The sequence below is a fragment of the Bacteroides sp. 214 genome (assembly GCF_010501015.1).
Classification (GTDB): domain Bacteria; phylum Bacteroidota; class Bacteroidia; order Bacteroidales; family Bacteroidaceae; genus Bacteroides.
Map to the genome: position 1 here is coordinate 34722 of NZ_QVML01000011.1, position 12615 is coordinate 47336.

11 protein-coding genes are annotated in these 12615 nt (G+C 42.6%); 5 read left to right on the forward strand and 6 right to left on the reverse strand.

The features are described 5' to 3' along the window. The first annotated feature begins 345 nt into the window (after nucleotides 1-345). From D0T50_RS09050 to D0T50_RS09060, 3 genes are read left to right on the forward strand one after another with little or no spacing between them, the layout of a single operon-like run. On the forward strand, nucleotides 346-1026 hold the full coding sequence (locus D0T50_RS09050) for a succinate dehydrogenase/fumarate reductase cytochrome b subunit (RefSeq protein ID WP_163223205.1): 681 nt from the start codon (nucleotides 346-348) through the stop codon (nucleotides 1024-1026). 12 nt (nucleotides 1027-1038) lie between these two features. After that, complete coding sequence (locus D0T50_RS09055) at nucleotides 1039-2982, forward strand: fumarate reductase/succinate dehydrogenase flavoprotein subunit (protein WP_163223206.1); 1944 nt, start codon at nucleotides 1039-1041, stop codon at nucleotides 2980-2982. A 5-nt stretch (nucleotides 2983-2987) separates the two neighbouring features. After that, nucleotides 2988-3743 carry a succinate dehydrogenase/fumarate reductase iron-sulfur subunit gene (locus D0T50_RS09060; protein WP_163223207.1) on the forward strand — a complete coding sequence of 252 codons (756 nt, stop codon included), beginning with the start codon at nucleotides 2988-2990 and terminating at the stop codon, nucleotides 3741-3743. 63 nt (nucleotides 3744-3806) lie between these two features. Here the strand turns inward: D0T50_RS09060 and dprA are convergent, their stop codons facing one another. Genes dprA through D0T50_RS09075 form a run of 3 tightly spaced genes read right to left on the reverse strand, consistent with a single transcriptional unit; the run spans nucleotide 3807 to nucleotide 6585 of the window. Beyond that, entirely contained in the window at nucleotides 3807-4925 is a 1119-nt protein-coding gene (dprA, locus tag D0T50_RS09065) for a DNA-processing protein DprA (RefSeq protein ID WP_163223208.1), read from the reverse strand. Beyond that, nucleotides 4926-5330, reverse strand: coding sequence for a thioesterase family protein (locus D0T50_RS09070; protein WP_163223209.1), 405 nt, complete (start codon nucleotides 5328-5330; stop codon nucleotides 4926-4928). Further along, nucleotides 5323-6585, reverse strand: coding sequence for a peptidase U32 family protein (locus tag D0T50_RS09075; protein ID WP_203558218.1), 1263 nt, complete (start codon nucleotides 6583-6585; stop codon nucleotides 5323-5325). Before D0T50_RS09075 ends, D0T50_RS09070 begins: the two co-directional genes overlap by 8 nt. 79 nt (nucleotides 6586-6664) lie before the next feature. Here D0T50_RS09075 and dusB point away from each other — a divergent pair, with 79 nt between their 5' ends. Next, the gene (dusB, locus tag D0T50_RS09080) at nucleotides 6665-7660 is read left to right on the forward strand and encodes a tRNA dihydrouridine synthase DusB (protein WP_163223210.1); all 996 of its coding nucleotides are present in this window, start codon (nucleotides 6665-6667) and stop codon (nucleotides 7658-7660) included. Here the strand turns inward: dusB and D0T50_RS09085 are convergent. Together D0T50_RS09085 and D0T50_RS09090 are read right to left on the reverse strand one after the other, a co-directional pair. Continuing rightward, on the reverse strand, nucleotides 7644-8618 hold the full coding sequence (locus D0T50_RS09085) for a phosphatase PAP2 family protein (protein ID WP_163223211.1): 975 nt from the start codon (nucleotides 8616-8618) through the stop codon (nucleotides 7644-7646). The two genes, dusB and D0T50_RS09085, sit on opposite strands and share 17 nt — an antisense overlap. Then, nucleotides 8609-9619, reverse strand: coding sequence for an NAD(P)-dependent oxidoreductase (locus D0T50_RS09090; RefSeq protein ID WP_163223212.1), 1011 nt, complete (start codon nucleotides 9617-9619; stop codon nucleotides 8609-8611). The genes D0T50_RS09085 and D0T50_RS09090 overlap by 10 nt, the downstream gene beginning before the upstream one ends. A 160-nt stretch (nucleotides 9620-9779) precedes the next feature. On the opposite strand from D0T50_RS09090, the gene rnr reads away from it, so the two are divergent. After that, nucleotides 9780-11924 carry a ribonuclease R gene (gene rnr / locus D0T50_RS09095; RefSeq protein ID WP_163223213.1) on the forward strand — a complete coding sequence of 715 codons (2145 nt, stop codon included), beginning with the start codon at nucleotides 9780-9782 and terminating at the stop codon, nucleotides 11922-11924. A gap of 68 nt (nucleotides 11925-11992) precedes the next feature. Here the strand turns inward: rnr and rbr are convergent, their stop codons facing one another. Beyond that, nucleotides 11993-12571 carry a rubrerythrin gene (gene rbr, locus D0T50_RS09100; protein WP_163223244.1) on the reverse strand — a complete coding sequence of 193 codons (579 nt, stop codon included), beginning with the start codon at nucleotides 12569-12571 and terminating at the stop codon, nucleotides 11993-11995. Nucleotides 12572-12615: the final 44 nt, after the last annotated feature.

Below are 12615 nucleotides of genomic sequence, written 5' to 3' on the forward strand. Positions count from 1 at the left end.
ACATGGTGAGTATTCGTTCTCAACAAGGCGAGTATTTGTTCTCAACGTGGTGAGAATTTCTTCTTATCTAAAGGCGCTGTCAGCCATAGCCTCATGCTCCGTCAGCCATAGTCTCATGCCCCGTCAGCCATAGTCTCATGCCCCGTCAGCCATAGTCTCGTGCTCCGTCAGCCTATGGCTTATGGTTCGTCAACTATAGTTGCTGTTCGCCCTCAGCACTATTAAAGAATTATTTCTTTAATAACTTGCTTTGTTTAGGGATTTCATGTACTTTTGCCAGATAAGTGAGATTACAAAATAGAATTTTATAGTAATAACAATTAAATAATTAAAAAACAATCATTTATGTGGTTAATTAATTCATCTGTAGGTAGGAAAGTGGTTATGAGTCTTACTGGCTTTGCCCTTATCCTGTTTCTAACCTTTCACATGGCGATGAACCTCGTTGCTATTTTCAGTGCGGAGGCTTACAACATGATTTGTGAGTTTTTGGGTGCCAACTGGTATGCGTTGGTTGCTACTGTTGGACTTGCGGGGCTTGTTGCTCTTCACTTTCTCTACGCATTGTTGCTTACCTTCCAAAACAGAAAAGCAAGGGGTAGCGAACGTTATGCTGTAACAAACACTCCTAAACAAGTAACATGGGCTTCTCAAAACATGTTCGTATTAGGACTTATTGTTGTTCTGGGACTGGGACTGCACTTGTTCAACTTCTGGTACAAGATGCAACTTTCGGAAATCATGGGTATTCATGGGGCTATAGAAAACGGTGGCATTGCTCCTACCGACGGTGCCGGCTTTATTGCCGCTACCTTTAGCAACCCAGTGTATGTGGTGTTGTACCTTATCTGGTTAGGCGCTATCTGGTTTCACCTGAATCATGGTTTCTGGAGTGCTTTACAAACGATGGGATGGAGCAACAAAATATGGTTGAACAGATGGAAAGTAGTATCTGCTATTTACACAAGCATTGTGATGGGCGGTTTTGCCTTGGTAGTGATTATCTATTTCGCGAAATCTTTATAAAGAACATACATTATGACTAAGATAGATTCAAAAATTCCCGAAGGTCAATTGACCGAAAAATGGAGTAACTATAAAGCTCATCAAAAATTAGTAAACCCTGCCAATAAACGCCGATTGGATATTATTGTAGTGGGTACAGGCTTAGCCGGTGCTTCGGCTGCTGCTTCGCTTGGCGAAATGGGATTTAAGGTTTTCAACTTCTGCATTCAGGATTCTCCGCGTCGCGCACACTCTATTGCTGCGCAAGGAGGTATCAATGCTGCAAAGAATTATCAAAACGACGGCGACTCTGTGTACCGTCTTTTCTACGATACAATTAAAGGTGGTGACTATCGTGCTCGTGAGGCAAACGTATATCGCCTTGCCGAAGTGTCAAACGCTATCATTGACCAATGTGTGGCGCAAGGAGTACCTTTTGCCCGCGATTATGGTGGCACTCTCGACAACCGTTCATTCGGTGGTGCGCAAGTATCGCGCACATTCTATGCTCGTGGTCAAACAGGACAACAGTTGCTATTGGGTGCTTACTCGGCATTAAGCCGCCAAGTACATCAAGGCAACGTAAAATTGTTTACCCGCTATGAAATGTTGGACCTCGTTGTTATTGACGGTCGCGCTCGCGGTATCATCGCACGCAACTTGGTTAACGGAAAAATTGAACGTTTCTCTGCACACGCTGTTGTTATCGGTACAGGCGGATACGGAAACGCTTTCTTCCTCTCTACAAACGCAATGGGTTCCAATGGATCGGCTGCTATTCAATGCTACAAAAAGGGTGCTTACTTTGCTAACCCTGCTTTTGCACAGATTCACCCAACCTGTGTTCCTGTACATGGCGACAAACAATCAAAGTTGACGCTGATGTCCGAGTCGCTTCGTAACGATGGACGTATCTGGGTGCCAAAGAAGATTGAAGATGCCAAAGCATTGCAAGCAGGTAAGCTTAAACCGACTGAAATACCCGACGAAGATCGCGACTTCTATCTCGAACGTCGTTATCCGGCATTCGGTAACTTGGTTCCTCGCGACGTAGCTTCGCGCGCTGCCAAAGAACGTTGTGACGCTGGTTTTGGGGTAAACAATACTGGTCTTGCTGTGTATCTTGACTTCAAATATGCTATCGAACGTTTGGGAGAAGACGTGGTACGCGACCGTTACGGTAATCTTTTTGATATGTACGAAGAAATCACCGACGATAATCCATACCATACTCCAATGATGATATTCCCTGCCATTCACTATACCATGGGTGGTATTTGGGTAGACTATGAATTGATGACTTCAATTCCCGGTTTATTTGCCATTGGCGAAGCTAACTTCTCCGATCATGGAGCAAATCGTCTTGGCGCATCGGCATTGATGCAAGGACTGGCAGACGGATACTTCGTGCTTCCGTATACCATACAAAATTACTTGTCCGATCAGATTCAGGTTCCACGTTTCTCTATTGACCTTCCAGAGTTTAAGGAAGCCGAAAAAGCAATCGTGGATAAGATGAAGAAGCTGAAAGCAATTAACGGTAAGCACTCGGTAGACTCTATCCATAAGAAACTAGGTCTTGTAATGTGGGAATTAGTAGGTATGGGTCGTACCAAAGAAGGTTTGGAAAAAGCCTTGGTTGAGATTCAAAAAATCAAAAAAGAGTTCTGGAGTGATGTTCGCATCCCGGGCGATATAGACGAATTGAATATTGAACTTGAAAAAGCACTGCGTCTCGACGACTTTATAGAAGTGGGCATGTTGATGGCATTGGATGGTATCAATCGTAATGAGTCTTGTGGTGGACACTTCCGCGAAGAATATCAAACTCCCGAAGGAGAAGCCCTTCGTGACGATGCCAACTACTCGTATGTAGCTTGTTGGAAGTATACCGGCGAAGACTCAAAACCTGAATTAATTAAGGAAGACCTGAATTATCAATTTGTGCAGGTTCAAACCCGTAACTACAAAGCATAAAGGAAATGGAAAAAATAATAAGTTTCACGCTGAAGGTATGGCGTCAAAAAGGACCAAAAGCTAAAGGAGCATTTGAAACATACCAAATGAAAGATATTCCGGGCGATACATCATTCCTGGAAGCACTTGATATATTGAACGAAAACCTGATCAACGAAGGAAAAGAACCGATTGTGTTCGACCATGATTGCCGCGAGGGTATTTGCGGAATGTGTTCTTTGTACATTAACGGACGTCCACACGGACCGGGTACAGGAGCAACTACCTGCCAAATATACATTCGCCGTTTCAAAGATGGAGAAACCATCACCGTTGAGCCTTGGCGTTCGGCAGGTTTTCCTGTTATCAGAGACTTAATGGTAGACCGCACGGCTTATGACAAGATTATGCAAGCCGGTGGATACGTAAGTGTGAACACAGGTGCTCCTCAAGATGCCAATGCAATTCTTATTTCTAAGGAAGTGGCGGATGAGGCAATGGATGCCGCCTCATGTATTGGCTGCGGTGCTTGTGCTGCTGCTTGTAAGAATGGTTCGGCAATGTTATTTGTTTCGGCAAAGGTTAGCCAACTCAACTTACTTCCGCAAGGAAAGATTGAAGCAAGCCGCCGTGCAAAAGCAATGCTTTCTAAGATGGATGAGCTTGGGTTTGGTAACTGCACCAACACCCGCGCTTGCGAAGCCGAATGTCCTAAGAACATTTCAATCAGTCACATCGCGCGCTTAAACCGTCACTTTATCGCAGCGAAACTGAAAGATTAATTTTATAGTGCTATAAAGATAAGAATCCCTCAGGTTTATTGACTTGGGGGATTCTTTGTTGTATTACGCCAGTAGTTTATATACTCCGCCTGCCAACACCTTGATAATGCCCCTCATCTCTAGTTCAAAGAGTAGTGCATTCATCTTATGGATAGGGATGTTGGTTTCCACAACAAGGTTGTTGATTTGGGTTTCGCCCATTTTTATCAAAACATCTACCACTTGTTGCTCATTCTCTGATAGGTCGTGGAAGAGTGTCCGTTGAATATTTTTTGATTTATTTTGTGAAGCGTTACTTTCCCACCCCATCAATCCAACGAAATCTTTTGCCGATTGAATGAGGTGCGCCTTGTTGTCTCTAATCAATTGGTTGCACCCTTTCGAAAATTCATCAGAAGCTCTACCCGGAAAAGCAAAACATTCGCGATTGTAACCATTCGCGAGGTCGGCAGTAATCAACGACCCACCTTTTATGGCAGATTCTACTACAATAGTAGCATCGCTCATTCCTGCAACAATACGGTTGCGGCTAACAAAATTATAACGGTCGGGCGTGGTTCCTGTCAGAAATTCGGTAAGCAAACCACCTGATGTTACCATTTCAACAGCAGTCTTTCTGTGTGCAGACGGATAAATACGGTCTAACCCATGTGCCAGTACACCAACGGTAGAGAGGCTATTATCTAATGCTGCACGATGTGCATGTATATCAATTCCATAGGCCAATCCGCTCACCACAAGCACTTCGGGCGATAGCTCCTTCAGCTCTTTGAGGAACTGAAAGCAGAGCGATTTACCATATTCACTTGCATTTCTTGTACCTACCATGTTAATAATTCGCAGGTTGTTCAGATTTGTATTCCCTTTGAAGAATAACACAACAGGAGCATCTTCGCATTCGCGCAGTCTCAACGGATAGTCGTCATCTTGGATAGTAAGGCACTTAATATTGTTTTTCTCCACAAAAGCATACTCGCGTTCAGCGCGTTCAATGGCTTCGGGAGAGTTCAAAGCCTCTATCACACGGGGAGTTATTCCTTTTAATAAGGTAGGAAGTTCTTTGCGTCGCAAGAATACCTCTTTGGCAGAGCCGGCGGCATTCATCAAGTTTCTTGCCCAGATTGCTCCAATGCCCGGAACTTGTGTCAGGGCAATAGAATAGATAGTCTCTTCAGAATTCATTTAAAATAGGTAAGGTGCAAATACGGTGTCGAATAATTCGCTGTGACATAGTTTTCCATTGATAACACACACCGTTTCGACTATTGCTTTCAGCGCGAGTTTATTATCTTCTTTGCGGAAAATATCTTGGTAAAACACATACTTAATACCTTCTTTTTTTACATAAAGCTTGGAAACAAACTCGTCGCCACTCTTCAGAGAAGCTTTGAAAGCCATGTTGATACGTGCAACAACGGGGTCAACCCCCTGCTCGTGCAACTTTGCAAAGCTTACACCTTTTGAAAGAAGGAACTCATGACGGGTATGTTCCGCATAATGTTGGTAGTTTGCATTGTTTACAACGCCTTGCAGATCACATTCGTAATCGCGTACCTTCATCGTTAGTTCGTATATATATTTACTCATTAGATTTGTTCTTTTGTTGGTTTACATCCACCAATTTAAAAAGCTTATCACTTGGACGTATCTTATCTTCCAGTTTCATGGAGAAGCGTTCGCCCTTATGTACGGTTTCTACCGGTTTTAGATCTACACGTGCTTCGTCGAGTGTGGCAAAAACGGCACCGGTAGTTGGTCCTGTTATCAACAGTTTGTCTCCAACAGAAAGCTCGGCAGCCTCAACAAGGAACTCAGCCACGCCTATATTACTGAAGTATTTTATTCCTTTACCAACATAGACTTTGCGTTCTGTAGCTTCCGAACCATAGTTTTTACTCCATTCGCCCAGTCGCTGCCCCAAGTAATATCCATCCCAGAAACCACGATTGAAAACCTTCTTAAGTCGTTCGTCCCACGCAGCAATCTTCTCATCTGTGAAGGTTCCTTCCAAACAAGCTAGTATAGCTTCTTTATAACACTCGCATACAGTACGAACATATTCAGGACCGCGAGCACGTCCTTCTATCTTGAACACCCGCACACCGGCATCGATCATTTTATTCATGAAATGGATGGTCTTCAAGTCTTTGGGCGACATGATGTATTGATTATCTATTTCCAACTCCACATCTGTTTCCTTATCCTTCACAATATAACCACGGCGACAAACCTGCATACAAGCACCGCGATTTGCCGAACTGTCCATTTCGTGCAGCGACAAATAACACTTACCCGATACCGCCATGCAAAGTGCTCCATGACAGAACATTTCAATACGTATTAATTCTCCATTGGGGCCACAAATATTCTGTTCTTTTATCTGTTGGTAGATTTCGGCTACTTGGTCGAGGTTAAGTTCACGAGCCAACACTACTACATCGGCAAATTGTGCATAAAACTTCAGTGCTTCAATATTAGATATATTTAGTTGGGTAGAGAGGTGTACCTCCTGTCCTATTTCACGGGCGTAATTCATGACCGCTACATCGGCAGCAATGATAGCCGATATGTCCGCTTTCTTAGCAGCATCAATAATTGTCCGCATCAAGGATAAATCACCGTCATAGATGATTGTATTGATGGTAAGATAACTCTTGAGTCCGTTTTTCTTGCACACTTCCGCAATCTCTTTAAGATCGTTTATGGTAAAACTGTTGGATGAGCGTGCACGCATATTCAAATTTTCTATCCCGAAATAGATAGAGTCGGCCCCTCCTTGTATGGCAGTAGCCAGTGACTCACGAGAGCCTACGGGTGCCATGATTTCAAAATCCTGTATCATAATTCTTTAATTATTACCTGCAAAGGTAGCTTTTTAGTGCGTATGTAGTATCTTTGCGGGCAATAATTGCAATTCGTGAATGAAAATAGATACAATTGACCTTGGCAAATACCCCATCCTTCTAGCTCCTATGGAGGATGTAACAGACCCCGCATTTCGCCTGATGTGTAAACGTTTTGGTGCCGACATGGTCTATACGGAATTTGTTTCGAGCGACGCACTGATTCGCGAAGTAAACAAAACCAAGCAGAAGCTAACGATTAGCGATGAAGAACGCCCCGTGGCTATCCAAATATACGGCAAAGAAACCGAAGCCATGGTAGGTGCCGCTAAAATCGTAGAAGAAGCACGGCCTGATATTCTAGACATCAACTTTGGCTGCCCGGTAAAAAAAGTGGCAGGTAAGGGGGCAGGAGCGGGTATGTTGCGTAATATTCCTCAAATGCTCGAAATAACCAAGGCTGTTGTTGATGCAGTAAAGATACCCGTTACAGTAAAAACCCGCCTTGGTTGGGATGTAGACAGTAAAATCATCGTTGAACTTGCCGAACAACTACAAGATTGTGGTATTGCTGCCTTAGCTATTCATGGCAGAACCCGCGCGCAAATGTATACCGGCGAAGCCGACTGGACACTCATTGGCGAAGTAAAGAACAACCCCCGCATGCACATTCCCATCATTGGCAATGGTGATGTAACTACTCCACAGCGTGCCAAAGAATGTTTCGACCGTTATGGTGTAGATGCTATCATGGTAGGGAGAGGCAGTATTGGTCGCCCGTGGATATTCAAAGAAATAAAACACTATCTAGAGACAGGCGAAGAACTTCCACCACTCTCCTTTGCCTGGAAAATGCAAGTACTCCGCGAGGAGGTGTTAAGCAGCGTGGAACGGCTGGACGAACGCAGAGGTATTATTCATATTCGTCGCCACTTGGCTGCTACACCGCTATTTAAGGGTATACCCAACTTCCGTGAAACACGTATCGCTATGCTACGCACAGAATCGGTGGAGGAATTATTTGAAATATTTGCCCGGATAGAAGATATGGTAGCTACTACTCCATTGACTTAAACATGGGTACGGCAAACCACTTCTTAAACATTTTCGTTACCAGTACATAAAGTCCAAACGCCGAAAAGAATCCTACAATTGAGTCAATCAGGTAGTGTGCTTGGATATACACAGTAGCCAGACAAAGGAAGATGTAGAACACAAACAAAGACCAAAACAATTTCTTGTTGGCACGCCAAGCCATAATCATCAATATCGTAGAGATACCTACATGCGAGCTGGGGAAAGCAGCTGTAGGACGCTCACCTACCTGTTGTGAGGCTTTTACTAGATTATAAAAGAATCCTTGTTCGTAATCGGGCGCAAGAAGCACCTCACTATTCTGGTTAAAGTAGTCGCCAATAGAGGGGAAAATTCCAAGATCAACATTCTCACTGCCAATTACCGGGAAATAGAACTGAGGACCTGCACATGGCACGAATATATAAACGAAGTAATATATAAAGAATGCTGCTACTAAGACAAACGACAACTTCTCAAACCACTCAAAATGATAAACGAAGTAATACATTGTCACCAATAAAATCATTGGATAGTAAAAGAAGTAACCCATGTTAAGCGGTTCGCTAACCCATATTTGAGGTAGATATTGCGAGAATAACACGGCAGGTTGGCAGCCGAAAAGACTTTGTTCCCACGTAGCAAACACATGGTCGAGATTAGGAAGCACACGGTTGAATTCAAATGTATCGGGATACCAGTACGAGAGAAGTGCCATCTGGATAGCGATGCGCACAAAAGCAGAAAACTTACAAGGTGCTAAACGATACACATACATCAACAAAAACGTCATGCAAGCAATAGCAATCCTGTCACGCAACATGAGCCACGGATGATCCATCTCCGTAAAGAGGAACAACATAATGATTGTGGTAAGTAAGTTGTAAATCAGAGAAATCTTTTCTACGGCAAATAATCCTTTTCTTGATTCTACCTTTTTAAATAAATCTAAAGCCATCCTTGTTCTTTGTACCAGGCAATGGTTTCTTTTACCCCTTCAGCTAGTGAGTAAGTAGGTTTAAAACCTAACTCTTTTTCAATAGGGGAGGTATCGCACCGCCAGTTCCGTTGTTTTAATATGTTATACTTGTCCGCGTTGAGTGTGCTACTCTTTCCTGTAAGCCGAGACGCGGTTTCGGCGAGCAAAGATATAATTTTTAATACGAATAAAGGTGCTTTTATATGAAACACAAATGGATTACCCAACTCTTTCCTTATCAATTCAGAAAAAGAGCTGCTCTGGTAAACGTTTTCTTCGGCTACAAAATAGGCACGCCTTACAACATCTTTTTCAATGCCGGCAAAGATCGCGTCAACTAAATCCTTCACATATATAAAAGTGATGTCTTGTTGTTTGTAGCCTACCGAGAAGTCAAAATGATTCTTGATACTTTTTGCCATCAGGTAGTAATCCTTATCGCGTGGCCCATAAACCCCTGTAGGACGATAAATTACATAAGGAAAACCAGCAAGACTCTGTATATACAACTCTGCTTTCAGTTTACTGATACCGTAAAGAGTATTGGGATTAGGTATGTCGTATTCGCGAATAGAGGTGTAATCCTTTTCATGAATAGGACCGAATACACTTAGTGAACTAAGGAAGATAAACTGCTTTGGAACCATATTCAGTTCTTTCAGCGTTTCAATAAAGTATTTGGTTTGTAGGAAGTTTACTTTGTCGAAATCAGATTTATTGGTGGTCTTAGTCAACCCGGCACAGTGAACTATATAGTCAAACTTGCTATATGTTCCTTTATGACCGGATAACTGTGCTCGTAGTTCATTGGGATGTGCAAAGTCAAGCTCGAGGAAGTGTATTTTGCGTGCTTGCAGATAGTCCCTACTCGAAGTAGGTCGTACGCCTGCCCATACACCAAACTTCCGTTTCAATGCTTCTTGGACAATAAAGCTACCAATGAAACCACTGGCTCCTGTTACCAATATACTCGCTGCCATGTACCTTAGTTATTAGTTTGGTTATTCTTTTGCCAAGAGGCAAGAACAAAAACCTTGCGTAATATGTTTGCAAATATAGATAAGAAAGTTTATTAATTCCCTATATTCGCAAAAAGTTACGAAAACTTATCCCAACAATATACTAAAACAGAACAATAATATGGCAAAAAAGAAAGAAAAGAAAGCCGGTAAACGCATGACAAAAAAGCAACTGGCGGAGATTGTGATACACTTCTTTCAGACCGAACCCAATAATGTATTCAGTTTGAAGACTATCTTCTTAGCTTTACGTCTCACTACGCATCCGCTCAAAATGCTTTGTGTGGATATTCTTAGCGATTTGACCATGGATGGGTATCTTACTGAAGTAGATAAGCATAAATTTAAGTTGAATACACAAGGGAAAGAACTCATTGGTATTTTCCACCGCAAAAGCAACGGTAAGAATTTCTTTGTTCCCGAAGAGGGTGGCGACCCTATCTTCATAGCCGAACGCAATTCTGCCCATGCCATGAACAACGATAAAGTACGGGTTATTTTCTTCGCTAAACGCAAGCAGCGCGAGCCCGAGGGTGAGGTAGTAGAAATATTGGAACGTGCCAACGATACTTTTGTGGGTACGCTGGAGGTTACCAAATCGTATGCCTTCCTTGTAACCGAAAACCGTACGCTTGCCAATGATATTTTTATTCCACGCGAGAAACTTAAAGGAGGAGTTACCGGCGATAAAGCATTGGTTAAAGTAATAGAATGGCCCGACCGTGCCAAGAATCCCATCGGACAGGTTATTGATATTTTAGGGAAAGCAGGTGATAATACCACCGAGATGCACGCCATTCTTGCAGAATTTGGATTGCCTTATATCTATCCTAAAGCCGTAGAAGCCGCTGCCGAAAAACTATCTGATGTTATTTCAGAAGAAGAAATTGCCAAACGCGAAGACTTCCGTGAGGTAACAACCTTTACTATAGACCCCAAAGATGCTAAAGATTTTGATGACGCACTCTCAGTACGCAAACTGAAAGAAGGGTTGTGGGAAGTAGGTGTACACATTGCCGATGTAACGCACTATGTAAAAGAGGGTGGCATCATTGATAAGGAAGGCGAAAAGCGTGCCACATCGGTTTATTTAGTAGATCGTACTATCCCGATGCTCCCCGAACGACTTTCCAACTTTATATGCTCTTTGCGCCCCAACGAAGAAAAGCTAACCTATTCTGTTATTTTCGATATAACAGACAAAGGCGTGATAAAGGATTATCGCATCAAGCATACTGTGATTAAATCCGACCGACGGTTTACTTACGAAGAAGCGCAAGAGATTATAGAAACCGGCAAAGGTGATTATAAAGAAGAAGTGTTGATACTCGACACGATTGCCAAAGCACTCCGCGAAAAGCGCTTCGCCAACGGTGCTATTAATTTTGACCGTTACGAGGTAAAATTCGATATTGATGATACAGGGAAACCACTTGGAGTCTACTTCAAAGTATCCAAAGATGCCAATAAACTAATAGAGGAATTCATGTTGCTTGCCAACAAAACCGTTGCCGAAAAGATAGGCAAAGTACCCAAAAGCCAAAAACCAAAAGTATTTCCCTATCGTATTCACGATTTGCCCGACCCTGATAAATTGGACAACCTTGCACAATTCATCGCTCGTTTTGGCTACAAACTGCGCACCAGTGGCAGCAAGACCGATGTATCCAAATCTATCAACCATTTGCTCGACGATATTCAAGGAAAGAAAGAGGAGAATTTAATCGAAACAGTTTCTATCCGTGCCATGCAGAAAGCTATTTATTCTACACACAACATGGGTCATTATGGACTTGCATTCGACTACTATACACACTTCACTTCGCCTATCCGTCGTTACCCCGACATGATGGTACACCGCCTGTTAACGCGATATCTTGATGGCGGACGAAGTGTGTCGGAGGCAAAATACGAAGATTTATGTGACCACAGTTCCAACATGGAACAAATTGCAGCCAATGCCGAGCGCGCCTCTATCAAGTACAAACAGGTAGAGTTCATGATGGACAAAATAGGACAAGTGTATGATGGCGTTATTTCGGGTGTTACCGAATGGGGAATTTATGTGGAAATTAACGAGAATAAGTGCGAGGGAATGATACCTATTCGCGACCTTGACGATGATTACTACGAGTTTGATGAGAAAAACTATTGTTTACGTGGTCGTCGCAAACATGGAATTTATAGTCTCGGCGATGCTATAAAAATAAAAACAGCCAAAGCAAATCTGGAGCGGAAGCAACTGGATTTTGCATTGGTTGAGTAGTAAAAAAAGGGAAGTACTTGTCAGAGCACTTCCCTTTTTGTTAAGGTTTTTTATAACCGGTCTTATTATTAGTAGTTCGTTTTCATTTCTTCGAAATGAGCTTGTGGGTGTAAGCAAGCGGGACAAGTTTGTGGAGCTTCTTTACCTTCATGCATAAATCCACAGTTACGACATTGCCATACTACTTTCTCTTCTTTCGCAAATACACGATTCTCTTCTACATTCTTCAAGAGAGTAAGGTATCTATCTTCGTGTCCCTTTTCTGCTTTTGCAATGTTGCGGTACATAGCAGCAATATCTTTAAATCCTTCTTGCTCTGCTACATCGGCAAAGTGAGGGTAATCCAGATTCCATTCTTCGTGTTCGCCAGCAGCTGCTGCTTTTAAGTTCTCGGCAGTAGTGCCGATAACACCTGCAGGATATGTAGCTGTAATTTCTACCATACCACCTTCCAGATACTTAAACATACGTTTTGCATGTTCTTTTTCCTGATCGGCAGTTTCGGTAAAGATAGCGGCAATTTGTTCAAATCCTTCTTTCTTTGCTACACTAGCAAAATAAGTATAGCGCATTCTTGCCTGAGACTCGCCGGCAAATGAGGTTAATAAATTCTTCTCGGTCTGGGTTCCTTTGATAGTAGCCATAATTTTATACGTTTTTTGAGTTAATAATTAGTTATATATTTTCTTAT

Excerpts from the sequence above, each read along its gene's own strand:
- D0T50_RS09070 (WP_163223209.1), bottom strand. The coding sequence starts at position 5,330 with ATGAGTAAATATATATACGAACTAACGATGAAGGTACGCGATTACGAA.
- rnr (WP_163223213.1), top strand. The coding sequence starts at position 9,780 with ATGGCAAAAAAGAAAGAAAAGAAAGCCGGTAAACGCATGACAAAAAAG.
- D0T50_RS09075 (WP_203558218.1), bottom strand. The coding sequence starts at position 6,585 with ATGATACAGGATTTTGAAATCATGGCACCCGTAGGCTCTCGTGAGTCA.
- D0T50_RS09090 (WP_163223212.1), bottom strand. The coding sequence starts at position 9,619 with ATGGCAGCGAGTATATTGGTAACAGGAGCCAGTGGTTTCATTGGTAGC.
- D0T50_RS09060 (WP_163223207.1), top strand. The coding sequence starts at position 2,988 with ATGGAAAAAATAATAAGTTTCACGCTGAAGGTATGGCGTCAAAAAGGA.
- D0T50_RS09050 (WP_163223205.1), top strand. The coding sequence starts at position 346 with ATGTGGTTAATTAATTCATCTGTAGGTAGGAAAGTGGTTATGAGTCTT.
- D0T50_RS09085 (WP_163223211.1), bottom strand. The coding sequence starts at position 8,618 with ATGGCTTTAGATTTATTTAAAAAGGTAGAATCAAGAAAAGGATTATTT.
- dusB (WP_163223210.1), top strand. The coding sequence starts at position 6,665 with ATGAAAATAGATACAATTGACCTTGGCAAATACCCCATCCTTCTAGCT.
- dprA (WP_163223208.1), bottom strand. The coding sequence starts at position 4,925 with ATGAATTCTGAAGAGACTATCTATTCTATTGCCCTGACACAAGTTCCG.
- D0T50_RS09055 (WP_163223206.1), top strand. The coding sequence starts at position 1,039 with ATGACTAAGATAGATTCAAAAATTCCCGAAGGTCAATTGACCGAAAAA.